This window comes from Salmonella sp. SAL04162 (genome assembly GCF_046551535.1).
GTDB lineage: Bacteria > Pseudomonadota > Gammaproteobacteria > Enterobacterales > Enterobacteriaceae > Salmonella > Salmonella enterica.
Genome location: NZ_JBGDVX010000001.1, coordinates 226,518 through 250,734 on the forward strand (window position 1 = coordinate 226,518; position 24,217 = coordinate 250,734).

The window sequence follows — 24,217 nt, forward strand, 5'->3', positions numbered from 1 at the left end:
TACCGGGCGTATATAAATTATTTTTATTGCAGACTGCCGTATGGAAGAGGATTCTTTAATAGATTTTTCTGTTTTAACTTATTTTTTATCCTCTGAGTCAGATTAATCTCTATGTATTTATGTGTAAAGTGAGCTGCCAGGATAGATATCCCGATAGCCAGCAACACGGATGGGATCATCTTAAAATCCGAATATCCGACAGCTCCAACTCTTTTTACCACAGCAAGACCAACTGCGCTATGGAGCAGATATAACGAAAATGAGATGTTTCCCACATAAGTCAAAAAACGGGGGATAAATGCCAGCAATAAAGATTCCCCAAGCGTGAGGGCAAGAACAAAGAACCCCAAAACAAGGGAACTTTTCCTGTCCAACGCATGGATGTTTCCAGTATATATTCCCCAAATAATATATATTAGTAGTACGATAGCACTAATACCTGATAATAATTCTATTTTTCTTGAAGGAAAGTTTTGTTTTATTTTGATGTACAGCCAGCCAACTATAACTCCAATAATAAACTCCAGTAGAAGAGGGTTTGTCAGAAAACCGAAGTATGGAGATGAAAAAGGATAACCTTGTACATTTATTGTTGGTTGGTATCCTGCTATCACAGGTATGATGCTGGTTACCAGAACGCCCCAAGTGACGAGCGCCAGAACTCGGTGTTTAACCAGCAGACATAAAGCGAATACAAGGTAGAAATAAATTTCGTAGTTGAGTGTCCATCGAATATTATACGTACCACCATCGTCAATGTAGAGTGGCGGTGTAGAGGTTTTGTATAATGTGAATGTCAACGCACTTAAAATGTTTTGCACTTTGTCTGGATAATGAAAAGTGCTCATAGCGCCTTCAAGAAGAAAGGCTATGACAAGACAAAGATAGTATAACGGAATGATACGTATTACCCTGTTAAGCAAGAACCGAACCAGAGATGCTTTCCCTCGCATATAACTCCAGGTAGTATAAACCATTATAAAACCGCTAATAATGAAGAAAATATCAACACCGATAATTCCAGGGCTAAATACTTTATCCCATATTGTAGGGTTTCCTTTAGCTCCATCATTCAGAAAGCCTCTATAATGGAACAACACAACCAGTAACGCAGCAATACCACGCAGTGCTTGCAGAGAGTGTAACTTTGTGCGCATAACATCCCCTCAAAAAGAACTCATTATCGCACAGGTAGAACAATAATTACCATGGGCTGTTTCACAACTCCCGCAATTCTTGAAATGCTGGACCATTTCTTATGGCGCGTATACGAGCCTTTTGAATTTTACCTCAGTGACGACATCAGCGATATAATCAGTGTACCAGCTGGATTCATTACCGACTTTGCCACGATACCACGCATATTCTGGACGTTCATGCCGCCAGATGGCAAATATTCCAAAACCGCAATAATTCACAACTGGATTTACGACAACGCGCTGCGCACGAAAAAAGAAGCCGATTTGATACTCCTGGACAGAATGACCGTACTTGGCGTGCCGAAGTGGAAACGGATAGTGATGCATCTGGCGGTCAGGTGGTTTGGCAGGGGGATGTATGGGAAAGAACGTTGCAACAGATGATGAGAAAGCGCAGCTCGACGAATGGAAAAAATACAGGGTGCTGGTAAACCGGGTGGATACATCGACCGCGACAAAAATCGACTGGCCTAAGAAACCTGAACAACCGCGTACCTTATAGGTTGATTTGAGGCGCAGTGATGATGGTGTACACTGCGCTTATCGGTACATATGTTTAGGGATGAAAAATGAATAAAATTGGTATAGTAGTTTTGTTGTCATTTTTTATGATCGGTTGTAGTGCTTGGGATAAAGGTAAAGCAAAAACAATCGAGCAAAAGCGGGATTACCTATTGGAGTATGGTCCGCAGTACGTGCCAAGTTTTTTAGTTCCTCAGTCATTGGTACATCAGCCTCCTCTAAGCGTTACTGTGTTACGAACTAAACTAGTTGATAATGGTGGGGAGACAAGTGAATTTCTCCACCGATTGGTTGATAAATGCTTTGAATCTTCGGATAGGTATTGCACTGTTAGTATGTATTATTCTGAGAACGAAAAAATAGAGAAGAAACGGCAAAAAATAGCCAATAAAAATAAACAAACATCAGTAAAAAAAGGAGACCTTTTTTATTGTCGAATGACGTTAAATCAATCTGGTGGGCCAGTTGATACTAGTCGCATGAGAGTACGTGTAAAGGACAACGTTGATTCCGTTGGTTTCCTTTTTCCTGACGATAAGCAGATTATCTCACCAAAATTAGAAGTTGTTGATTCTGACTCAGGTGAGCGATATGGACGGGCGGCTGATGGCTCCATAACCGTATCGGCTAGTTATGATGGTCATGCTTACGAAATTCAAATATTTAATACTTTGCCTGTAAGCCAATTTAACGGGGCGGTGGTAACACACACTTCGGCACTCGAATTTGCGGGTAGTATTGATGTATTTGATTGTAAAAAGGTTAAATAAAATACATATCAATATGTTTATAACCATAGAAATATATAGACATAAATGGTGCACTATGGCCTATATTACAATGATGTTGGTTCAGCGATAACAGAGCGAGAAACAGTTATGGATGAGGAAAAACAAGCTGTTTTTGACGATATATGCAGGGTTATTGGACGCGCAGTAGTCATGCTAAAAGAAACTAATCAGCCAGTTACCAAAAACAGCATAAACCTGATGCTGCAAGCGCACTCGGATCAGAGTGATGATGCGTATCTGTCCAGAATCTATGCTGTTGCAAAAGATGTAATGGAATAGCGTAAACCTTCCTATTTACTGGATTAAATTTTCTGAGCGACGTTCTATCCCCGCGTTCATGTAGTCGATAGCCTTTTGAAGCTCTTCTATGAGTGCAACCGCCCGAGTACGAGAGATACACATAAACTGGTCAGGAAACTCTTTAATTGGCCAGTTTGGTATACAGGCCATGTTATCTGTGAATGAAGCGGACAGGTAAACTTCATTAGTTCGAAGGGAATAGCCTACTTCAAAACTGGTGAGTTCGGGTAAGCTGCTTACGTTAGATTCAGTGTTTTTCATGTGGTGCTCCCGTACTGGTTTTTTGTACAGTATTATTCAAATTTAGGCTATCAGTCAAATGGCAAATTTAGGGGTGTGAGTACATAATTAAGTACATTTTTATATGTTACTTTTGTTTAATTCTATTTAATTCAGTGGGTTGTGATTTTGTTTTCGTAATCGTGGAAGAGGAATGTGCTCTGTATGCTGTCGTTTTTAACTGTCACTTGATGTACACGCCTGATGTTATATGTATATGAAATATTTTATTCTTTTATTTTGTCGTTGATTGATTGTATTTGTACACCAATTGATATTGTTGCTAATGTTCGTACATGCGATGGTGAGTACAAAATACTAAAATGACCATCAGCGACACTAAGCTACGCTCCCTCTATGGTAAACCATATTCCGGTTCATCTGAAATTACTGATTCCGATTTAGTACTGTATGGAATTTAGGCCAGGGTCAATCTGGCCGGGATCTCAAAAAATGCATGGACTAAAACGGGTCTATTTACAGAGGGACACAACGCTGTGTCCCTTAATTCCATACGGGTTAAGGCTGGACTACGCCCAGGCCAGTGGCAGGATGGATGACAGAACACTCGGGAAATATTTTCTGGCATGACGTTGCATACTATCCGCCACAACGCTGGTACAGGTAAAGGCGCCATGGAGGCCGTGAAAACGGTCGGACCAGTCGGTAAACTGTTCGCTGGACGGGAAGATCGCCGGAGACAGCTCCCAGGCTTTCTGCATCAGCGCCTCCGCATAGCCTCTCAGGGCCGGCGGAGAGTCATGCTCAGTGCCGAAAATGGCGCTGGAGGAATAGCGTGCGAATGCGGTACTGAGACAGAACAGGGTTTCCGCCTGCTTCTGTGGGGTGGCGTCAGTCAGGTGATAAGCACTGAGGATGTGCTGGTAGTGTGCCGGGCTGAGTTTGCCTTCAGGAAACAGGGGGTCAAAAATGGTGTTCAGACGCGACACTGAGGCATCATCAATCAACTTCACGGTGGAATGTTTCTGGTTCGTGGCGGCAATAAACTGCTGGTTCAGCTCCCCGTGCTCTTCAGTGCTGAGGATGATATCAATCAGTTCCCCAAAGCGTCGCTGCACGGCCTGCTGATTAAATGCGGCGAGAAACACCGGAAAGTCATGACGGAATAACTCTACCGGAGAGATTTGCGCGGTGGAAACGTTCTCTCCGGCTCGCAGCAGGTAAAAGTTGTCCCATGCAGTGTCAGGAGTAGGGTTTAGCATTGTTAACAGCGTGTCAGTGGAGAGCATCATCGCCGTGTCTGAATCTTGGGAGGAAAGCAGCAGGAAATTATCTGCAGCGCGGGTTGTCCAGTCCGGGCTGCCGTCATAATTGCCGAAGAGCCCATTATGGATGTGGGGAGACACCGCCGGGTGAGCAAGATACTGTTCATAAAGCGCTGCAGCTTTCTGGCGGGTGCCATCAGTGCAGTCTACGCCTGTCATACAGTGTAAAATCACCTGATTAAAGAGTCCGCTGTGAGTGGTCATGGCGGCGCTGTTCCTGTCAAACGAATCCAGCAACACAGGCAGTATGCGCTGCTGATAATATGTGTCAGGAGCCGGCAGGGGAACGTCATTATAGGTCTGGCACTGGTGGGCAAAAAAACGTTCCTGAACAGGCCTGATCCACTCGCTGATAAGCGCACTTTGCGTATAGGGGGGGTGGGCCAGTACGCTCACCAGCGAGCTTTCAACTGGCCGGATACGTGCCTCTGTTAAGCGGCCACTCCGAAATGACTTTACCAGATCTTCCATTGCACGGACTTTTTCCTGTCTGTATTTATCGGGCAGGTTGTTAATGGTCATCAGAATACTTTTACCATTATTATGTTCATGATTTAAAAATCCATCCACAGCGTTCTCAGTCCAAAGGAGTGGCATTTGCAGCCAGATATCACCTAGACGAATAAAATTTCCGCCCCCTGACACTGACGGAGGTGATGAATTATCCGGTTCATTTAAAATAACGTCGGAGAGGTTGGCTTTGTGAGGTATAAGCGTATTTTTTAAGGTTGTATTAATAAAAGAGGGCTGTTGTTGTGTAGTAATTGAATACAGTAAAGACACTTCATTCATGTTTGAATTACTAAATTTCGTATTACTGCAGACTACATCATTCAGTGTCGAATAAGTGAATCGGCATTCGTCAAAATGTAAATGAGATATATCAGAATAAGTAAATTTTGAATTTGAAAAGTTGAACCCCTTGATAATATCGCCGTCTCGCTTCATGAAGTTGGGGGGCAATATTTTGCTGAATTTAATATTACGGAAATCTGCGTTTGAAAAATCGCGATCTGCGGTCGTAAGGGGTTCTCCGGCTTGCTGTCGTAAAACTGCATCCGTGAGTTTCTTAGCCCAGTCGGCAGGTGATGACGGGGAAGACGTAGCCTGAAGTGAGAGGGAGGGGGATACTGGTGGTGTTCTACCTTCAGAAACCGTTGGCCTGTTATTGGCTGATACAGAGACTCCACCGGGGAGCGGGGCCGCACCTGTCACTCTGTAATTATAATCACGTGATTGATTTGCTATATGCTTACGCATGAATGCTGCAGTCATTTTTGAGGCATCTTCTTCTGAAATATTTTTCTTACCTGTATTATTTGTATCTTTAATATTTTTAACAGTAATCAATGTTTTGTTTAAGGTGTTTTTATCTTTCGGCTGAAAGAAGTCTTTTATTTTTTGTGGTAACGTGAACTCAATCGGTGAGTCCTTTCCTGTTTTAAATTTTTCATTTAAATATGTATGCGTGTTTTTAACACTGGTTATTTTTGAGGCGAGCCCGTTTTTCGTATGTTCACGAATAGAGGTAATTAATTTTTTAACCTGGTTAGGAATAGTAGAAAAATTAATTGTGCCTGATGATATTTTCATTAGAATTCCTTATCAACATCATTATGGAAAAACGGTCTGGATTTTTAACGCCTTAGAAGTAAGTTTCATATGTCGGTATGGCGATGGAGATCACAATTCACCATGTTATCTGGCAGGTTTCTTTCAGAAAGTGTCCATCCTGCCATCATGTCACCGTATTGTGGGATGCTGACGTATCTGAGGAAAAATCCATGCATAAGAGAGCGGGTCGGGTAACGAAGCCTATAAGTGCGCAAAAGTAAACCCGCTTTGATGCTCAATCAGCGTTTTTTCGCCGGCATTCGGGATATCGTCGGCGGACGGTCCGGCGCGTATGAGAAAGAACTGCGAAAAGCCGCGCGAAATCGCTTTTCAGGAACTAATCGTTTTTTTTAAAATATTATTACGTGTTATTGGAGTTGTATCATTTTTATAATTAACAGTGAGTTGTTTGATAATTCTGCTGATTATTTAATGACAGTCCATGTGCGTGTTCAGAAAATATAAAATTTTTATAAAACAAAAGGTTTTATCGTGTCGGCATCTTCATTTTAACAACTATTTCAAATTGTGATTGAAGCCGACATTTCATAATACAAATTAAATATAATCTTCAGCTATATCTAATAACAGGAGGTTATATGAGCATTAGTCGTCGTTCTTTTTTGCAGGGGGTAGGCATCGGCTGCTCTGCCTGCGCGCTGGGCGCTTTTCCGCCCGGGGCGCTGGCGCGCAACCCGATTGCCGGCATTAACGGTAAAACCACGCTAACGCCAAGCTTGTGCGAAATGTGTTCCTTTCGTTGCCCTATTCAGGCGCAGGTAGTCAATAACAAGACCGTTTTTATCCAGGGCAATCCTTCTGCGCCGCAGCAGGGGACGCGCATATGCGCCAGGGGCGGGAGCGGCGTCAGCCTGGTCAATGACCCGCAACGGGTTGTAAAACCTATGAAACGCACCGGGCCACGCGGCGACGGTGAATGGCAGGTGATTAGCTGGCAACAGGCTTACCAGGAAATCGCGGCGAAAATGAATGCCATCAAAGCGCAGCATGGCCCCGAGAGCGTGGCTTTCTCTTCCAAATCGGGCTCGCTCTCCAGCCATCTTTTCCATCTGGCTACGGCCTTTGGTTCGCCTAATACCTTTACTCACGCCTCAACATGCCCTGCCGGGAAAGCCATTGCGGCAAAAGTGATGATGGGCGGCGATCTGGCGATGGATATCGCTAACACGCGCTATCTGGTTTCGTTTGGCCACAATTTGTATGAAGGGATTGAAGTTGCCGATACCCATGAGTTAATGACCGCGCAGGAGAAGGGGGCCAAAATGGTGAGCTTCGATCCGCGTTTGTCGATATTTTCCAGCAAGGCGGATGAGTGGCACGCTATTCGTCCCGGGGGGGATTTAGCGGTTCTGCTGGCGATGTGCCACGTCATGATTGATGAACAGCTCTACGATGCGTCTTTTGTTGAGCGTTATACCAGCGGATTTGAACAGTTAGCACAGGCGGTAAAAGAGACGACGCCGGAATGGGCCGCCGCGCAGGCCGATGTCCCAGCCGACGTTATTGTCCGGGTGACACGCGAACTGGCCGCCTGCGCGCCTCACGCTATTGTCAGTCCTGGTCATCGCGCGACGTTCTCGCAGGAAGAGATCGATATGCGGCGTATGATTTTTACGCTTAATGTGCTGCTCGGTAATATTGAGCGCGAAGGCGGGCTATATCAGAAAAAAAACGCGTCGGTTTACAACAAACTGGCCGGAGAAAAGGTCGCGCCAACGCTGGCGAAACTCAACATTAAAAATATGCCGAAACCGACGGCGCAACGCATCGATTTGGTCGCACCGCAGTTTAAATATATCGCCGCTGGCGGTGGCGTGGTGCAAAGCATTATTGACGCGGTGTTAACCGAGAAGCCTTACCCGATAAAGGCGTGGATTATGTCGCGGCATAATCCTTTCCAGACCGTCACCTGTCGTTCGGACCTGGTAAAAACCGTTGAGCAACTGGATCTGGTGGTCAGCTGCGATGTCTATTTGAGCGAGAGCGCGGCGTATGCCGACTATCTGCTGCCGGAATGCACTTATCTCGAACGGGACGAAGAGGTATCGGATATGTCGGGACTGCACCCGGCTTACGCTCTGCGCCAACAGGTCGTAGAGCCGATTGGCGAGGCGCGTCCGAGTTGGCAAATCTGGAAAGAACTTGGCGAGCAGTTGGGATTAGGGCAGTACTATCCGTGGCAGGATATGCAGACGCGCCAACTCTATCAATTGAACGGCGACCATGCTTTAGCGAAGGAACTGCGACAGAAAGGGTATATCGAATGGGGCGTTCCGCTGCTATTACGCGAACCAGAATCCGTTCGCCAGTTTACGGCGCGTTACCCCGGCGCTATCGCGACGGACAGCGACAACACCTATGGCGAACAGCTTCGCTTCAAATCGCCCTCCGGCAAAATCGAACTTTATTCCGCAACCCTGGAGGAATTGCTCCCAGGCTACGGCGTTCCGCGCGTTCGTGACTTTGCGCTTAAAAAAGAGAATGAGCTTTACTTCATTCAGGGCAAGGTGGCCGTGCATACCAATGGCGCGACGCAGTACGTACCTTTACTCAGCGAGCTAATGTGGGATAACGCGGTCTGGGTCCATCCGCAAACGGCGCAAGAAAAAGGCATTAAGACCGGCGATGAGATCTGGCTGGAAAATGCTACGGGTAAAGAGAAAGGTAAGGCGCTGGTGACGCCCGGAATCCGCCCGGACACGCTTTTTGTCTATATGGGATTTGGCGCTAAAGCTGGGGCCAAAACGGCGGCGACGACACACGGTATCCACTGTGGCAATTTACTGCCGCACGTGACGAGTCCGGTATCCGGTACGGTAGTGCATACCGCAGGCGTGACGCTGAGCCGGGCATGAGGGAGGAGGGAACCATGAATCATTTAACGAATCAGTACGTCATGCTGCATGATGAAAAGCGTTGTATCGGCTGCCAGGCGTGTACCGTTGCCTGCAAAGTGCTTAATGACGTACCGGAGGGATTTAGCCGCGTACAGGTACAAATTCGCGCCCCTGAACAGGCATCCAACGCACTAACCCATTTTCAATTTGTCCGCGTCTCCTGTCAGCACTGTGAAAATGCGCCATGTGTCAGCGTTTGTCCTACCGGAGCGTCATATCGTGATGAAAACGGGATCGTGCAGGTGGATAAATCGCGCTGTATTGGCTGCGATTATTGTGTTGCCGCGTGTCCTTTCCATGTGCGCTATTTGAATCCGCAAACCGGTGTCGCCGACAAGTGTAACTTCTGTGCCGACACGCGGTTGGCGGCTGGCCAGTCTCCGGCGTGCGTATCCGTTTGCCCAACGGACGCGCTGAAATTCGGCAGACTGGATGAGAGCGAGATCCAGCGCTGGGTCGGTCAGAAAGAGGTCTATCGCCAGCAGGAAGCGCGTAGCGGCGCGGTCAGTCTGTACCGTCGTAAAGAAGTCCATCAGGAGGGTAAAGCATGAATACTATCTGGGGAGCGGAACTACATTATGCGCCAGATTATTGGCCGCTGTGGTTAATTTACGCAGGCGTCGTGGTGCTGCTCATGCTTGTTGGGCTGGTTATCCATGCGTTATTGCGCCGGATGCTGGCGCCAAAAACGGCGGGCGGCGAAGAGCATCGTGACTATCTCTACTCGCTGGCGATTCGCCGTTGGCATTGGGGAAATGCGTTACTGTTTGTTTTATTACTGTTAAGCGGTTTATTTGGTCATTTTTCTCTCGGCCCTGTAGCGCTAATGGTACAAGTGCATACCTGGTGTGGTTTTGCCTTACTGGCTTTCTGGGTCGGGTTTGTGCTGATCAACCTCACCACAGGTAACGGGCGTCACTATCGGGTAAATTTTTCCGGACTGGTAACGCGCTGCATACGCCAGACGCGTTTTTACCTTTTTGGCATTATGAAAGGGGAAGCGCATCCGTTCGCGGCAACAGAGCAGAATAAGTTCAATCCACTGCAACAACTGGCATATCTGGCGATTATGTACGCGCTGGTACCGCTGTTAATCATCACCGGTTTGCTGTGTCTCTATCCGCAGGTTGCGGGTCTGGGCCCTGTGATGCTGGTGCTGCATATGGCGCTTGCTATCATCGGCTTACTGTTTATTTGCGCGCATCTCTATCTGTGTACTCTTGGCGACACGCCGGGACAAATTTTCCGTAGCATGGTTGACGGCTATCATCGTCATCGTACCGCGCCGCGCGGGGATAAGTCCGCCGTCTGAGCGTATCCATAAAATAAAGTCAGCAAGAAAATGTGCCTTGTGTCACATTTTCTTGCAATTTATCCATGTTTGTTTAACTGAACTTCCGTAAAAAGAACGGCAAATAGAGACCATCCTGAGGACATGCTGTTGAAACGCCGTTTGTTTATTGCCGCTTCTTTATTCGCGATGCACCTTTCTCCTGCGCTTGCGGCCGATGCCGTAAGTTTTGCTCCCCAACCGCCAGCCATTGATGCAGGCGCCTGGGTGTTGATGGATTACACTACGGGACAGGTTCTTACCGCCGGTAATGAACACCAGCAACGTAATCCCGCCAGCCTTACCAAGCTAATGACGGGCTACGTCGTCGATCGCGCCATCGATAGTCATCGTATCAGCCCTGACGATATCGTCACCGTTGGGCGCGACGCCTGGGCGAAGGATAATCCGGTGTTTGTCGGCTCCTCGTTGATGTTTTTAAAAGAAGGGGATCGCGTGTCGGTGCGTGATTTAAGCCGTGGCTTAATCGTGGATTCCGGTAACGATGCCTGTGTGGCGCTGGCGGATTATATCGCGGGCGGGCAGCCGCAGTTTGTGGCGATGATGAACAGCTATGTGAAAAAACTCAATTTGCAGGATACCCATTTTGAAACCGTCCACGGTCTGGATGCGCCGGGACAACATAGCTCCGCGTATGACCTGGCCGTACTCTCCCGGGCGATTATTCACGGCGAGCCTGAATTCTATCACATGTACAGCGAGAAAAGCCTGACCTGGAACGGCATCACGCAGCAGAACCGTAACGGCTTGTTATGGGATAAGACCATGCATATCGATGGGCTTAAAACCGGACACACATCGGGGGCGGGATTTAATCTTATCGCATCGGCGGTGGACGGGCAGCGTCGACTTATCGCTGTTGTGATGGGAGCGAAAAGTTCGAAAGGCCGTGAAGAACAGGCGCGAAAACTGTTGCAGTGGGGCCTGCAAAACTTTGCGACGGTGCAGATTTTGCACAGCGGTAAAAAAGTGGGCAGCGAGCGAATCTGGTATGGAGACAAAGAAAAGATTGCGCTGGGTACGGAACAGGATTTCTGGATGGCGCTGCCTAAAGCGGAAATTCCGCATATCAAAGCAAAATATGTGCTGGATAGAAAAGAGCTGGAGGCGCCAATCGCCGCTCATCAACAGGTAGGTGAAATAGAGCTCTACGATCGGGATAAACTGATCGCTCAGTGGCCGCTGGTTACTCTGGAATCGGTGGGTAAAGGCGGTATGTTCTCTCGTCTGAGCGACTATTTTCAGCATAAAGCGTAAGCCGTTGTCACACACCGTTCACCGCCATCTGAGGTGTCAAAAGGGCGGGATTGCGAGGTTGCTCACAAAATGATCACGCAGTCCTTGTGACCGTAAAATGCTGTAATTATACTGTACATTCATACAGCATTGTAAAGTGACGGAGGCAGCATGGATTACGAAATCAGGCAGGAACAAAAACGCAAGATAGCCGGTTTCCACATGGTCGGTCCATGGGAACACACCGTGAAGCAGGGTTTTGAACAACTGATGACGTGGGTGGATCGACAGCGGATCGTGCCAGTTGAATGGATTGCCGTCTATTACGACAATCCAGATGTCGTACCTGCAGAAAAACTCCGCTGCGATACCGTGGTGTCCGTGGCAGAGAATTTCATCCTGTCGGACAATAGTGAAGGCGTAATCGTGACCGCCATTGAAGGCGGCGAATATGCCACTGCTGTCGCGCGAGTGGAAGACCGTGACTTTGCGAAGCCGTGGGAACGGTTTTTTGACGTCCTGGAGCAGGATAGCGCTTATCAGATAGCCTCTGCGCCCTGTTTTGAAACCTATCTGAATAACGGTATGGAAGATGGATACTGGGATATTGAAATGTATATTCCGGTACAGCGGAAGTGATCGACTGGTTTCCTGTCTGAAAAGAGCGGACGGATAATGTGTTCCGTCCGCCAGTGCGCTATTTTTGCTATAAAGCAGGTACAATGCATTTTTTGCCATTCCCGTAAGGAGCGCAAGCGTGCGTGCCGATAAGTCATTAAGCCCTTTTGAAATACGGTTGTACCGTCATTATCGCATCGTGCATGGCATACGTATCGCCCTGGCGTTCATTCTTACCTTTCTGCTGGTTCGTCTGTTTTCTATTCCCGAGGGCACATGGCCGCTAATCACGTTAGTGGTGATTATGGGGCCCATCTCATTCTGGGGAAATGTAGTGCCTCGTGCTTTTGAGCGCATAGGCGGTACGATCCTGGGCGCGGCGTTAGGGTTGGTGGCGCTACGCCTGGAGCTCTTTTCCTTACCGCTGATGCTGGTGTGGTGTGCGATAGCGATGTTTTTGTGCGGCTGGCTGGCATTAGGGAAAAAACCGTATCAGGCGCTACTGATAGGCATAACGCTCGCCGTTGTTGTCGGTGCTCCCGCTGGTGATATGAATACGGCATTATGGCGTGGCGGGGATGTGATTTTGGGGTCGCTACTGGCGATGTTGTTTACCGGCATCTGGCCCCAGCGCGCCTTTTTGCACTGGCGCATCCAACTGGCGCATTGCGTCACGGCGTATAATCGGGTGTATCAGGCAGCGCTGTCGCCGAATTTGCTGGAGCGCCCCCGGTTGGATAAACATTTGCAACGGTTGCTGAACGATGTCGTCAAAATGCGCGGGCTGATAACGCCCGCCAGTAAAGAAACCCGGATACAAAAATCTATTTTCGAGGCCATTCAGACCATCAACCGCAATCTGGTTTGTATGCTTGAATTACAAATCAATGCCCACTGGGCGACGCGCGCCAGCCATTTTGTGATGCTTAACGCGCACACATTGCGTGAAACCCAGCAGATGACGCAGCAAACCTTGTTAACGATCGCCCACGCGTTGTATGAAGGCAACCCGCAGCCGGTACTGGCAAATACCGGTAAACTGAATGATATTGCTGCCGAGTTGCGGCAGCTAATGAACGAGCAGCAGGGCGACGCGGTGGCTGAAACCCCCATCCACGGCTATGTTTGGCTAAGTATGGAAACGGCCCGACAGTTGGAACTGCTTTCGCATTTGATCTGCCGGGCTTTGCGCAAATAAAAAGCAGATGGGGTGAATGAATTTGTTGCTGCTTCGATTCAGCAAAGATTAAGAGTATGATACTAATATAAGGATAAATGAGTGCTACTGGCAACGATTTTATCCCCGAACCTTCAGGTTTCCCCAGACGGCGACGTAACGGTGTTTCCTCTGGCGGCTTGAAGTATGACGGGGATAAACGTAATGTTTATCCACTAGCAGTTGCTTAACGAATCCGAATCTCACATTATCAGGGGTGTAAAAATGGAAACAACCAAGCCTTCTTTCCAGGACGTGCTGGAGTTTGTTCGTCTGTTCCGTCGCAAAAATAAACTGCAACGTGAAATTCAGGACATTGAGAAGAAGATCCGTGACAACCAGAAGCGTGTGCTGCTGCTGGACAACCTGAGCGACTACATCAAGCCAGGTATGAGCGTTGAGGCGATTCAGGGTATCATCGCCAGTATGAAAAGCGACTATGAAGATCGTGTTGATGACTACATCATTAAAAATGCCGAAATCTCCAAAGAGCGTCGTGACATTTCCAAAAAGCTGAAAGCGATGGGCGAAATGAAACACGCCGATGTAAAAGCCGAATAATGCGCTACGGCAGTGGGAGCGTATATCAGGCTCTCACTGCAGTTTGACCCCGCCTGTGACCATCTTGAGTAAATGTTGTTTTGGCCAGTGTCGGGTAAGTTTTTTCTCTGCCAGCTTACCTTTCAGACGCGCAATATCATGACGTTTCCGGTCCAGCATCAGACCCACCACGCTACCGCTATGCGCCACGTTCAATCCGTATAAATCACACTCTTCGACCAGCGACAGCAGGGCGGTAAAGCCCGGCTTAGGTAACAGCGTCTGGCTGGCGATAGCGCTAAGCGTTGCCGCCTCACCCAGTCGGAGCGGATTTTGCGTTATACAGGCTTCCTGCACCAGATTCCAGGCCTGCTGCAAGGTTGCTGAACTTGCTATTAATTTCTGCTGGCGAGGGAGACGGTGGTAATCTTGCGTGCGCAGTGTGACCGGGCTTTCCAGTACCAGCAAATCGATTGGCGGCGGTGGCTCGCAGGCGATTTGCGTGGCCGCATTATTATGATCAAACAGCGTTAACTGATGAAAAACGGTGCTATCAGTGGGTTCGATTGAGACGCAAAGCTGTGCAAGGGTAGTTTCATCCAGCGAATGGCCAAGATGATGCGCCGTTGCCACTGCCGTAGCGGCAATATCTGCGGTGCTGCTGGCCATGCCTTTGGCAACGGGAATTGACGAACGCACATCGACGCGAATCTCGTTACTCCAGTGCGCAGGATACTGCCAGTGCGCCAGAACGCGCTCCACCATCGCCCGCGACAATGGGCGCTCGTTTACCAAGGGCGGCGCAGCCGTGACTGCTACGGTGCTGTACCAGTCAACGGGGCAGGAGACCAGTTTCTCACTGCCCAGAATCCATCCCTGGATAAGTTCTCCGCATGAGGCGGGGCATTGCGCAACAGCCACGTTATCACCTTTCAGGTACGAATAGTGTGCGCGCATAGTGTCATGGTAAAAGCGTTATTACCATGACTTGCCGCAATGCGTCGTATAACCCTCTCAGGCTGGTACACAAAGCCCTTCCGTGGCCGGTAGCGCAATGCGCATAACGTCTTGTGCGATCATTAACTCTTCGTTGGTGTTGATGACGGCGACTTTCACCAGGGCGTTCTCCGTCTGGATAAATGTCGCATTACGCTGATTTTTCTCTTCATCAACGGCTAAGCCTAAAAACTGCAAATTATGGCAAACCGCCGATCTGGCGCGCGCTGAGTTCTCGCCAATTCCCCCAGTGAATACCAGCGCATCCAGTCCTCCCATTTGCATAATATAGCTGCCAATAGTGGCGCGAATGCGTTCGGCAAACAGAGTGAGAGCGAGTTTAGCCTGCCGGTTACCGGTATTGGCTGCCTGTTCGACATCGCGGTAATCAGACGACACGCCAGAAACGCCCAGCAAGCCTGACTCATTATTTAATAACTGATTCAACTGTTGCGGCGTTTTGCTTTCGCGCTGGGCTATCCACGGCAGAATAGAGGGATCAATATCTCCGCTACGGGTGCCCATCATCACGCCTGATTGCGGCGTAAAGCCCATCGACGTATTGACCGAACGCCCGTTCTTGATGGCGCAGATGCTGCTACCGTTTCCAAGATGACAACAAATCACCCGTAATGTGCTGAGTGGTACGCCCAGCTTTTCCGCCAGAACGCCGCTGACATACTTATGGCTGGTGCCATGAAAGCCATAACGGCGAATCCCCAGTTCAGCATAATAATGCCAGGGAAGCGGGTAAATATAGGCGGGTTCATCCAGCGTCTGGTGAAATGCCGTATCAAACACGGCTACGGAAGGGGCATCAGGCAACAGTTGACGAAAAACGTGAATACCCAACGCGTTTACCGGGTTGTGAAGCGGGGCCAGTTCAGCAAGACGTTCGATTTGCGCTAACGTTTCATCCGTGACCAGCGTCGAGTCTTTAAAAAACTCACCGCCGTGCGCCACACGATGGCCCACCCCGTCAATGTCCCGCAGACTGTTAATGATTTGATAACCCAGCAGCTTTTCCAGAAGCAGCGTTACCGCATCGCGATGATCGGCAACGGGGACGGTTTCCTGCCATTTTTGGCTGTGCGTCTTAATTGTCACTTGCGCATCCGCCATACCGATACGTTCAATCAGCCCCTGACAGAGCATGTCGCCCTGCGGCATCTCCAGCAGCTGGAATTTTAACGATGAGCTGCCGGCGTTAATGGCCATTATTTTGTAAGACATAAAGGTTCCTTCGAATTCAGAAAATCCAGCACGGCGTCGAGACCCGAATTATTCAACGCGCTGGTAATAAATATCTGCTGTGCGCCAGCCTGCGTAAGCCATTGTGCGATAAGCGAAATACGCTGCGGCTCGGCGAGATCGGCCTTGGTGACCAGGCCAATCGTCGGGCGGTTCATCGGGGCGGTAAACCCCGGAGAAAAGGGCGACCACTGGGCGTCGGCATTTAACACCAGGGCGATAACGTCGGCCTCGCAGGCGCTGGTTAGCAGGGCGCTATACAGGCAGCGGTTCTCCAGATATTCGCCCGGCGTATCGATGGCCATCGGCGACCATTCAATGGCCTGGGTTTTCTTATAATGGAGCGCTTCGCCGCGCAGGCTTTGGGTCAGCGAGGTTTTTCCGCACTGGCTGGGGCCGATAAACATCAAACGCTTCATGACGTTACGTCCGGGTGATCGAGCAGGTGGTGAAATGCATCATCTCGCCCAGCGTGCGCGTTACCTGCTTGAGGGCATATTCCACAGCGGAAACATCGCCGGTCAGCACCACGGCACCGGTAAAGCGATCGAGAAAACCAATTTCCACCGCGCCGGATTTAGTGGCGATATCGCAGGCGATAATCGATGCTTCGCTCGGCGTGATGGTAAGGATGCCAATGGCGGACACTGCATCCGGCAGGCCCAGCTTCTTAAAGAGATCTTTCCCTGGATTAGCAATCAGGTGCGCGAGAGTGACCTGTTTCCCCGGCACGTATTCCTGAATCATGCGATCCGTTGTCGGTTGTCTTTCCATTATCCCTCCACCATCTGTCGCCACATGGCTTCATGCGGGCGCGGGATCACCGAGCGGTAAACCAGCAACCCTTTCTCGCCCGCGCTTTCGCTGGCAACCGTCACGGCGTTATTGACGTCAGAAACGTCGCCTGCCACCACCATGTAGCATTTACCGCCGATGCCGAAGGCCATATGCACCCGCACCAGGGTGACGTTTGAGCCTTTCACCGCCCGGTCTGCGGCGCTAATGCAGGCCGCTACGCTCCAGGTTTCGACGATACCTACCGCCTGGCGCTTATCGACGCTGTTCAGGCCGCTGATGGCCGGAAGTACGCTGGGATGAATATTCGCCAGCACCAGGCTGTCGACGAGCATCTCGCCGGCCTGCGACGTACCGGTTTCAATGGCCTGCTGGATAGCGCCGATATCGCCGCCCAGCATCAGTAAAAACTTACCTGGGCAGATGGTCTTGCTGACCAGTAGATCGACGTTGGCGCTTTTCAGCATGGCATCACCAAGCTCCATGCCTTTGGCGATGCTGGTGAGTTCTAAAATTCCTATAGCCTGAGACATGGTTAACCTCTTACAACCGTGATGGCCTGTTCGCTGATGGCCGAAACAATGCCGTCGATGCTGGCGTGAATGGGTGCGCCGAGCGCGCCAGGCGGGACATCGGCAACGCATTGCCCGCGCGTCACGCGTTCTCCCACCGCAACGTTCGCTACCGCGCTGGCACCAATATGCTGGCGCAGCTGCAAAGTGACTTTTTTTACTGACGGCTCTTCTTCAACCAGCGGAGCTTCCTGGTACCAGGGGCTTAGTCCCAGTTTGGCGATCAGCCGCTTCACCGGCACCAGGCGATATTTCGCCATTTCGTCGGCCGGGTTCAGCGGCCCTTCGTAGCGCTGGTTTTGCGCCCGCAGCTCGCGTTTTAACATGCGGTTGATGCGCATCGGCGAGATCCCCACCGGGCAGGCCACGCTTTCGCAAACGTTGCATTCCGAGCAGGTAAGGGCGCTCAGCAGCAACTGCGGCGTGGCAGCCTGGTGAAAGTTCACCGCCCGCACCAGCAGGTGCGGGGAGAGTTCGTGGCCGATCAGGTGTCGCGGACAGAGATCGGTACACAGTCGGCACTGTTCGCAGACGGTACGCGCGACGGAAAGCACCGTGCGCTCGTCCTGCATTCTCCGCTGGATAAGCGGATGGCTTTTTGGGAGCACCAGCAGGCCGCCGGTAGTTTTCGTCACCGGGTTATCAAGAGAGGTAATCAGGCCCCCCATCATCGGGCCGCCGTTAATAAAACCAGGGTCGTCGACCGTTGCGCCGCCCGCCAGCGCCAGCACTTCATGCAGTGACATGCCGATAGGAACGGTAACGGTCAACGGTCTGGCGACCGCGCCGTTCACGGTCAACGTGCGACGAGTGACCGGAAACTGCTGCTCGACCGCCCGGGCAATATTCAGCACCGTTTGCACGTTATTGACGACCACGCCGACGCTGGCCGGTAGCGCAGCCGGGGCGACCCGGCGGCCGGTTGCCATCCAGATAGTTAGCACCTCATCGCCCGCAGGATAAACATCCGGCAGGATATACAGGCGGATACCGGCTGGCAGCTGCGGGGTGAGCGCGTCGATGGCCCGGCGGTATTTTTCTTTCAGGGCTATCACCCCTTCGCGCGCGCCGGTTGCCGTCATCGCGTACTGCACGCCGCGAACAAGACGCGCGGCCTGCTGCCACATCAGTTGCTGGTCAACTTTGAGCATCGGTTCACACTCGGCGGCGTTCACCAGAAAAATCTCTACCTGCGCCTGTAGTTTGACGTGAGCGGGAAAACCTGCGCCGCCCGCACCCACAACGCCCGCTGCGCGAACGCGCTCGCGAATTTCATCGGCACTATGGGGCATTTCAACGGCGTTGACGGCGGTACTCATAGCAGTTCCTCCAGCAGTTCACGAATTTCCTCGGCGCTGGCCGGGCGCGGGTTGGTGCGCAGCGTAACGTCAGCCAGCGCAGCCTGCACCATCGCCGGAATGCGTGCGGAAAAGTCGGATCTTCCTTCTTTAAGCGCAACGGCCAGTGAGGGAAGGGCACAGCGTTGCTTAAGCAGTTCGATTTGCTGAATTAGCGCATTGATTGCCGCAACGTCATTGGCTTCTGCCGGGCAAAAGCCGCAGGCTTTGGCCATTCGCGCGTAGCGTTTGGCGGCGCGCGGAACTCCGGCGTTAAAACGGATAACCGTGGTTAACAGCAGGGCGTTGGCCAGGCCATGCGGAAGATGAAACTGCCCACCAAGCTGGTGGGCGATAGCGTGGTTAAGCCCCAGCCCCGCCTGGCTGAAGGCCATCCCGGCGAGCGTTGAAGCGTTGTGCATTTTCCCGCGCGTCGCCACGCAGTCGCCTTTTTCCACCGCCGTGGGCAGGTACTGAAACACCAGTTTGGCGGCTTTTTCCGCCAGCGCGTCGGTAAAGTCGCTGGCGTGCGGTGAAACCCACGCTTCCAGGGCGTGGGTCAGCACGTCCATGCCGGTGTTGGCGGTAATCTGCGGCGGTACGCTGACCACCAGCTCCGGGTCGAGGATCGCCATATCCGGATACAGCGCATTGTTGAACAGCGGATACTTAATGCCTTTATCCGGGTCGCTAATTACGCAGGCGCTGGTGACTTCCGAACCGGTGCCGCTGGTGGTCGGGATCGCCACGCAGGTTTCGATATTGATGCCGCTTTGCTGGCTAAACCAGACAATCGCTTTCGCCGCGTCCATTGCCGAGCCGCCGCCAAAACCAATCACCACCTGCGGCTGCAGGGCCTGCATTTGCGCAATGCCCTGCACCACGGTATGGATGGTGGGGTCCGGCGTTATCTCGCTAAAGACGCTGATGCGGTTATCTGCGGGCAGCGCGTTACGCAGGGTATCCAGCAGCGGAGAGCGAGCCAGAAAGCCATCGCAGATTATCCAGATGTGCTTATTGGTAAAGCGCTTGAGCACCGCCAGGCTGCCCTGACCGCTGTACAACCGCGTTTGTAGTGAGAAGGTATTCATCGCGACCTCGGTTAGCGAATAGAAAAGCCGTTGGTCAGCACGCAGCGCCGGGAGCGGGCAAAAGTACGCGCTGACGTGGTCCCTTCACCGGTTGGCGTGGCGATAGTGAAGGTGGTAAAGCCTTCGCCGCCGACGCCGATCCCGGCATAAGAGGGGCCGTTTTTGACGAATATCGAGGTTTGCAGCGTGCGGGCCGCGAGGTTCAGGCGCGACACGTTCTGCGAGTGCATAATGGCGGTATGATGCAGCCCCTCTTCAACCTTCAGGGCCAGGGCCAGCGCGCTATCGAAATCGCTGACTTTTACCACCGGCAGCATCGGCATCAGCTGTTCGCTGGTGACCCACGGATCGTCAGCGCTAACCAGCGCAATCAGCAGACGCGGCGCTTTTGCAGGGACAGCGATCCCGGCGGCTTCCAGCATGGCCGATGGGCTCTTGCCGACCAGTTTTTTATTGGCCTGACCTTCAGGCAGGCAGACGGCGCGGAGTTTGTCGGTATCGGCCGGGCTTAGCAGCAGCGCGCCGAAGGTTTGCATTTGCTGCACCAGACGCTCGGCGACGCTCTCCACTACGATCAGGCTCTTCTCGGCAATGCAGGGCAGGTTGTAATCGAATGACGCGCCGTTGATAATATCTTCCGCCGCTTTCACCAGGTCTGCTGTTTCATCGACGATGCAGGGCGGGTTACCCGCGCCAGCGCCAATCACCTTCTTACCGCTCTTCATGCCCATTGCCACAATGCCCGGGCCACCGGTAATGGCCAGTACCGCGATTCGCGGGTGGGCCATCATCTGCTGGGTCGCTTCGAAGGTGGGTTCAGCCACGGTCACCACCAGATTGCGGATGCCGCAGCAGCGGAAGGCAATCTCTTCAATCAGGCTAATCAGCTTCAGAGAGACCTTTTTCGCGCCCGGATGCGGGCTAAAGTAAATACTATTGCCCGCCGCCAACATGCTGATGCTGTTATTGATGATGGTTTCCGTCGGGTTGGTGCTTGGGGCGACCGAACCGATGACGCCAAACGGTGAGTATTCAAACAGCACCATGCCGCCGTCGCCGGTCAGCGCGGTGGTGGTGAGATCTTCTACGCCCGGCGTGTTGTCCAGCGCAGCCTTGTTTTTGAGGAGTTTATCTTCTTTGTTGCCCATCCCTGTTTCATTGGCACTCTCTTCCGCCAGGGTCGCCAGCAGCGGCGTCAGCTCCTGACGCATCGCGCTGATAATGGCGCTGCGGGTTTTTAGCGGGCACTGCTGATAACGTAAGAATGCCTGGTGCGCGGCATCGATGGCCTCGCTCACGGACTGGAAAATCCCTTTGCCCTTAGGCTGGGCCGGCGTTTGCGCTGGCGTGGTTAATTGCTCGCTAAGAATGGTGCGAATCAGGGTTTCGAGTTCAGAAGTATTCATTGATGAGTTCCCACGTTAATAGCCGCGATGGCGGTCTGTGCTATGTCCATGTCCTGCTCAACGCTGCCGCCGCTGATGCCAAGACCCCCAATTAATATGCCGTCGCGCCACAGGGCGTAACCGCCGCCAAAGGTGACCACTTTTCCCTGTAAATGATTTTCCAGACCGTAAAGCGCGGCGCCCGGCTGAACGACATCGCTCAGCTCATGGGTCGCCGTTTTCATCGCCACTGCGGTCCAGGCCTTTTTCGGCGCCAGTTCGCTGCTGACCAGCAGGGCGTCCGGCATCCGCCAGGTCACAGTTTCCGTGCCGTGCGCGTCAACGATGCTGACGACTACCGGAACCTGCAGTTGCTGCGCGCGCTCAACGGCGGCGCGGGTGAGCTGGTGCAGATCGTGGAATGAGAGGGCCACGGGCGTTGTCTCCTTGCTGCGGGTCGGCTGGCTGGCAGCCAGATAGCGCTTGCTAACTTCACGGATGATGTTGGCCTGGTGCGCATCGCTATCTTCCGCGCGGGCCAGGGCGTACAGGCAGTCCGATAAGCGGTTGATGTAGCGCATCAGCACCTGGCGTACGTTGACTTCAGTTGCCAGTTCAACCAGACGGCGTTCGGCGCGGCGCGCCAGCGTGCGGGCAAAATGTAAGCGGCTCGCGGCTTCGCAGCGTCCGGGTAAAATAAAGCTGTGCAGCGGTTCGACGCGGGCCATTGCCCGATCGATAGCGGCTTCCAGGGCCGAAATCTCTTCGCTGCTGATGTAGCGCTGTTTGGGCGACGGCTGCTCGCTGTCGCTGGCCAGCTCTGCGCTAAACCAAAAAAGTTGCTGCTGGATGGCCTCGAGTAAGGTGCGGTGATTTTCATCCGCAGCGGCGCAGGCGCACAGGCTCAGCGCGGCGTTCAGCTCATCCAGCGTGCCGTAGGCTTCAACCCGCGGGTGGGTTTTGCTCACCCGCTGGCCGGTAAACAGTGATGTGGTGCCAGCGTCACCTGTTCGGGTATAAATCGCCATAACCGCCCCTTAACGCGAAAGCGTATCTACAATGCCGACAACGGCGAGGTCGATGGCCTCATTTGGCCCGGAAAAAACGTGCCTGGCGCTGGAGCCGCCGCTGAGCAAAACCAGCTCGCCAATGCCTGCGCCGACGGAGTCCACGGCCACTTCATCGCCGGAGGTAGGCGAGGCGGGGAGTTCGCCATCGGCGCTGACCCGACGCACCAGCAGCAGCTTTTTCCCAATCAAAGAAGGTGATTTTTGCGTGGAGACAACCGCGCCCGTGACTCGTGCCAGATGCATGATTTACTCCTGCTTAATTAATTGAATATTCCGCGCATTGGCCGCGTCACGCGCCATGGCGGTCACGATGCATTTGCGGTGGACAACCACACGCCCCCGGCTTAGCAGCGCGACATCGCGATAGCTCAGCACCGAACCCGCATGCAGAACCAGCGGCAGTCCGTGCTCATCGGTGAATACCAGCGGCAGACGAGCCAGTTTTTTTACCGGGATAACCGGCAGCAGCTGGCTGTGCAGGCTGAGCTGTACGCGGATGCCAAACGCCAGCGCGTCGTGAATTTTCCGGGCGGCGGCATCGTCGGTTTCTGCATCCGCAAGCTGACTCAGCAGCGGCAGGTCGACGAGCAGGATGCGCAGCGACGCGTGCTGACAGAACAGTGCTGGACAGTCGGCATCGCGAAGTTGCGTAACGCTCAGCGTCGCCGTGCTCTGGGCACGGCGATGCAGCCGGGAGACAATCTCCTCGACAATGCGCTGCAGGGTTTCGCCGTTCATCGCGGGCCTACCAGCCGGGCAAAGGCCTGCGGGTTATCGGCACCAGCGGCGTTGGCTTCATCGGTATCAATGTGCATTTCGAGGCGCATGTCCGGTGAAACGCGAATCGCCACGTTGTTGAAAATCAGCCCGCGCTCGTCGCCTTCAATCGCCACTGAAACCCTATCGCCGTGGGAAACCCGCAGGATCAGCGCATCAAGCGGCGACATATGGATATGCCGCTGCGCGACGATAACCCCGGAAGGTAGCTCCAGTTCGGCAAAGGGGCTGACCAGGCGGATGCCCGGCGTCCCCTTCAGGTTGCCGGACATTCTCAGCGGCGCGGCAATCCCCAGCGTTCTCGCATCGGTACGCGAAATTTCCACCTGGCTTACCGAGCGCAGCGGACCGAGCAGGCGCACATTTTTGAGCTGCCCTTTCGGTCCCACCAGGGTGACGGTTTGCTCCGCGGCGTATTGTCCCGGCTGCAGCAGCGCTTTTTTCTCGCTGATGGGATGGCCGGGAAACAGCCGCTCATAATCCTGTGCGGACAGGTGGATATGACGGTTTGAGACGCCCAGCGGGATAGGCCGCAGGCGCATCTCATCAAGAACTTTACTGACCGTTGATTGCAGAAGCTCTTTATCCATTACGCTTCACCTCGCTTACCGGGATGAATGCAAAGCGTACGAGGTTCGCCCTTCTGGCGAGGACATTTTGGATCCAGACACAGGTTGCAACTGACCAGTTCTGATTCCTGCGGGGCCTCTTCTGCTGTCGCTTCAGAAACGACATCAGCTATCTCTGACGCTTCAGGCTCAGGTTCAATGACGGAGGGTGGGGGGGGCTCTGCGAGCAGGATCCCTTCTCCGGGCCTGGCGATAACCTTGTGGGCCACCAGGCCATTCCGCTGTTCGGCGAAATGCGCACCGGTGGTGATAGCCGCCTGAACGGAGGCCACATCACCGGTAATTTTAATCACCATCCAGCCTGAACCATTGGTCTTTTCGAGGGCGAGCAGCGTGATAGAAGCGGATTTCGCCATGATATCGGCGCAGCTGATAGCCAGTGCCAGACCACAAACTTCAAGTAATCCCAGTGATTGCTTCACGCGGTGCTCCTTATTCGCCATC

The 24,217-nt window shown here is 52.3% G+C and carries 26 protein-coding genes and 3 pseudogenes; 13 read left to right on the top strand and 16 right to left on the bottom strand.

Annotated elements, in window-relative coordinates:
• Nucleotides 1-23: 23 nt before the first annotated feature.
• The gene (locus ACLJRH_RS01150; protein ID WP_001259328.1) at nucleotides 24-1,157 is read right to left on the bottom strand and encodes an acyltransferase family protein; all 1,134 of its coding nucleotides are present in this window, start codon (nucleotides 1,155-1,157) and stop codon (nucleotides 24-26) included.
• 51 nt (nucleotides 1,158-1,208) lie between these two features.
• On the opposite strand from ACLJRH_RS01150, the gene ACLJRH_RS01155 reads away from it, so the two are divergent.
• The 4 genes and pseudogenes from ACLJRH_RS01155 (at nucleotide 1,209) to ACLJRH_RS01170 (ending at nucleotide 2,791) form a co-directional block, all read left to right on the top strand.
• A complete protein-coding gene (locus ACLJRH_RS01155; protein WP_095112543.1) occupies nucleotides 1,209-1,583 on the top strand; it encodes a DUF1353 domain-containing protein in 375 nt (124 codons plus the stop codon).
• Nucleotides 1,570-1,701: pseudogene (locus ACLJRH_RS01160) on the top strand (tail fiber assembly protein); the annotation flags it as partial. The gene ACLJRH_RS01155 and the pseudogene ACLJRH_RS01160, both read left to right, overlap by 14 nt.
• Nucleotides 1,702-1,768: 67 nt before the next feature.
• The gene (locus tag ACLJRH_RS01165; RefSeq protein WP_001033375.1) at nucleotides 1,769-2,491 is read left to right on the top strand and encodes a hypothetical protein; all 723 of its coding nucleotides are present in this window, start codon (nucleotides 1,769-1,771) and stop codon (nucleotides 2,489-2,491) included.
• Nucleotides 2,492-2,599: 108 nt separating this feature from the next.
• Complete coding sequence (locus tag ACLJRH_RS01170) at nucleotides 2,600-2,791, top strand: DUF2767 family protein (RefSeq protein WP_000343069.1); 192 nt, start codon at nucleotides 2,600-2,602, stop codon at nucleotides 2,789-2,791.
• A 15-nt stretch (nucleotides 2,792-2,806) separates the two neighbouring features.
• On the opposite strand, the gene ACLJRH_RS01175 is transcribed toward ACLJRH_RS01170, so the two are convergent.
• Entirely contained in the window at nucleotides 2,807-3,073 is a 267-nt protein-coding gene (locus ACLJRH_RS01175; RefSeq protein ID WP_000798891.1) for a hypothetical protein, read from the bottom strand.
• Nucleotides 3,074-3,414: 341 nt separating this feature from the next.
• Here ACLJRH_RS01175 and ACLJRH_RS01180 point away from each other — a divergent pair.
• Nucleotides 3,415-3,492, top strand: a pseudogene (locus ACLJRH_RS01180) (hypothetical protein); the annotation flags it as partial.
• Between the two features lie 129 nt (nucleotides 3,493-3,621).
• Here ACLJRH_RS01180 and sopA read toward each other — a convergent pair.
• Entirely contained in the window at nucleotides 3,622-5,970 is a 2,349-nt protein-coding gene (sopA, locus tag ACLJRH_RS01185; protein WP_000704009.1) for an SPI-1 type III secretion system effector HECT-type E3 ubiquitin transferase SopA, read from the bottom strand.
• Nucleotides 5,971-6,237: 267 nt separating this feature from the next.
• On the opposite strand from sopA, the pseudogene ACLJRH_RS01190 reads away from it, so the two are divergent.
• From ACLJRH_RS01190 to ACLJRH_RS01225, 8 genes and pseudogenes are all read left to right on the top strand, one after another.
• Nucleotides 6,238-6,331, top strand: a pseudogene (locus ACLJRH_RS01190) (heavy metal-binding domain-containing protein); the annotation flags it as partial.
• A gap of 259 nt (nucleotides 6,332-6,590) precedes the next feature.
• Nucleotides 6,591-8,867 (top strand): thiosulfate reductase PhsA, encoded by a 2,277-nt coding sequence (gene phsA, locus ACLJRH_RS01195; RefSeq protein ID WP_023137035.1) that lies wholly within the window; start codon nucleotides 6,591-6,593, stop codon nucleotides 8,865-8,867.
• Between the two features lie 14 nt (nucleotides 8,868-8,881).
• Nucleotides 8,882-9,460 (top strand): thiosulfate reductase electron transport protein PhsB, encoded by a 579-nt coding sequence (gene phsB, locus ACLJRH_RS01200; protein WP_001016236.1) that lies wholly within the window; start codon nucleotides 8,882-8,884, stop codon nucleotides 9,458-9,460.
• On the top strand, nucleotides 9,457-10,221 hold the full coding sequence (gene phsC / locus ACLJRH_RS01205; protein ID WP_001092553.1) for a thiosulfate reductase cytochrome B subunit: 765 nt from the start codon (nucleotides 9,457-9,459) through the stop codon (nucleotides 10,219-10,221). The genes phsB and phsC overlap by 4 nt, the downstream gene beginning before the upstream one ends.
• A 123-nt stretch (nucleotides 10,222-10,344) precedes the next feature.
• Nucleotides 10,345-11,517: a serine-type D-Ala-D-Ala carboxypeptidase DacD gene (gene dacD / locus ACLJRH_RS01210; RefSeq protein ID WP_000925038.1), complete on the top strand. Its 1,173-nt coding sequence runs from the start codon at nucleotides 10,345-10,347 to the stop codon at nucleotides 11,515-11,517.
• Between the two features lie 150 nt (nucleotides 11,518-11,667).
• On the top strand, nucleotides 11,668-12,135 hold the full coding sequence (gene sbmC / locus ACLJRH_RS01215; protein ID WP_023137034.1) for a DNA gyrase inhibitor SbmC: 468 nt from the start codon (nucleotides 11,668-11,670) through the stop codon (nucleotides 12,133-12,135).
• 118 nt (nucleotides 12,136-12,253) lie between these two features.
• Nucleotides 12,254-13,312: an FUSC family protein gene (locus tag ACLJRH_RS01220; protein ID WP_023137033.1), complete on the top strand. Its 1,059-nt coding sequence runs from the start codon at nucleotides 12,254-12,256 to the stop codon at nucleotides 13,310-13,312.
• A 243-nt stretch (nucleotides 13,313-13,555) separates the two neighbouring features.
• Nucleotides 13,556-13,891, top strand: coding sequence for a DUF496 family protein (locus ACLJRH_RS01225; RefSeq protein WP_000450405.1), 336 nt, complete (start codon nucleotides 13,556-13,558; stop codon nucleotides 13,889-13,891).
• A 33-nt stretch (nucleotides 13,892-13,924) separates the two neighbouring features.
• On the opposite strand, the gene pduX is transcribed toward ACLJRH_RS01225, so the two are convergent.
• The 13 genes from pduX to pduK all read right to left on the bottom strand — a co-directional run bounded on the left by pduX (nucleotide 13,925) and on the right by pduK (nucleotide 24,216).
• Nucleotides 13,925-14,791: an L-threonine kinase PduX gene (gene pduX / locus ACLJRH_RS01230; protein ID WP_001518728.1), complete on the bottom strand. Its 867-nt coding sequence runs from the start codon at nucleotides 14,789-14,791 to the stop codon at nucleotides 13,925-13,927.
• Between the two features lie 93 nt (nucleotides 14,792-14,884).
• The gene (gene pduW, locus ACLJRH_RS01235) at nucleotides 14,885-16,099 is read right to left on the bottom strand and encodes a propanediol utilization propionate kinase PduW (protein WP_023137032.1); all 1,215 of its coding nucleotides are present in this window, start codon (nucleotides 16,097-16,099) and stop codon (nucleotides 14,885-14,887) included.
• On the bottom strand, nucleotides 16,084-16,536 hold the full coding sequence (pduV, locus tag ACLJRH_RS01240) for a propanediol utilization protein PduV (RefSeq protein WP_023137031.1): 453 nt from the start codon (nucleotides 16,534-16,536) through the stop codon (nucleotides 16,084-16,086). The genes pduW and pduV overlap by 16 nt, the downstream gene beginning before the upstream one ends.
• Nucleotides 16,537-16,540: 4 nt before the next feature.
• Entirely contained in the window at nucleotides 16,541-16,891 is a 351-nt protein-coding gene (pduU, locus tag ACLJRH_RS01245; RefSeq protein ID WP_023137030.1) for a propanediol utilization microcompartment protein PduU, read from the bottom strand.
• The gene (gene pduT / locus ACLJRH_RS01250; protein WP_000075772.1) at nucleotides 16,891-17,445 is read right to left on the bottom strand and encodes a propanediol utilization microcompartment protein PduT; all 555 of its coding nucleotides are present in this window, start codon (nucleotides 17,443-17,445) and stop codon (nucleotides 16,891-16,893) included. The genes pduU and pduT overlap by 1 nt, the downstream gene beginning before the upstream one ends.
• Before the next feature lie 2 nt (nucleotides 17,446-17,447).
• On the bottom strand, nucleotides 17,448-18,803 hold the full coding sequence (pduS, locus tag ACLJRH_RS01255; RefSeq protein ID WP_023137029.1) for a cobalamin reductase PduS: 1,356 nt from the start codon (nucleotides 18,801-18,803) through the stop codon (nucleotides 17,448-17,450).
• Nucleotides 18,800-19,912, bottom strand: coding sequence for a 1-propanol dehydrogenase PduQ (gene pduQ, locus ACLJRH_RS01260; protein ID WP_001091459.1), 1,113 nt, complete (start codon nucleotides 19,910-19,912; stop codon nucleotides 18,800-18,802). The genes pduS and pduQ overlap by 4 nt, the downstream gene beginning before the upstream one ends.
• 11 nt (nucleotides 19,913-19,923) lie before the next feature.
• Entirely contained in the window at nucleotides 19,924-21,318 is a 1,395-nt protein-coding gene (gene pduP / locus ACLJRH_RS01265) for a CoA-acylating propionaldehyde dehydrogenase PduP (RefSeq protein ID WP_001605976.1), read from the bottom strand.
• Nucleotides 21,315-22,325, bottom strand: coding sequence for a two-domain cob(I)yrinic acid a,c-diamide adenosyltransferase PduO (pduO, locus tag ACLJRH_RS01270; protein ID WP_023136923.1), 1,011 nt, complete (start codon nucleotides 22,323-22,325; stop codon nucleotides 21,315-21,317). Before pduO ends, pduP begins: the two co-directional genes overlap by 4 nt.
• A gap of 9 nt (nucleotides 22,326-22,334) precedes the next feature.
• On the bottom strand, nucleotides 22,335-22,610 hold the full coding sequence (gene pduN, locus ACLJRH_RS01275) for a propanediol utilization microcompartment protein PduN (RefSeq protein WP_000549823.1): 276 nt from the start codon (nucleotides 22,608-22,610) through the stop codon (nucleotides 22,335-22,337).
• A gap of 3 nt (nucleotides 22,611-22,613) precedes the next feature.
• On the bottom strand, nucleotides 22,614-23,105 hold the full coding sequence (gene pduM, locus ACLJRH_RS01280) for a propanediol utilization microcompartment protein PduM (RefSeq protein WP_001012960.1): 492 nt from the start codon (nucleotides 23,103-23,105) through the stop codon (nucleotides 22,614-22,616).
• A complete protein-coding gene (locus tag ACLJRH_RS01285) occupies nucleotides 23,102-23,734 on the bottom strand; it encodes a phosphate propanoyltransferase (protein WP_000356727.1) in 633 nt (210 codons plus the stop codon). The genes pduM and ACLJRH_RS01285 overlap by 4 nt, the downstream gene beginning before the upstream one ends.
• Nucleotides 23,734-24,216: a propanediol utilization microcompartment protein PduK gene (gene pduK / locus ACLJRH_RS01290; RefSeq protein ID WP_001284380.1), complete on the bottom strand. Its 483-nt coding sequence runs from the start codon at nucleotides 24,214-24,216 to the stop codon at nucleotides 23,734-23,736. The genes ACLJRH_RS01285 and pduK overlap by 1 nt, the downstream gene beginning before the upstream one ends.
• Nucleotide 24,217: the final 1 nt, after the last annotated feature.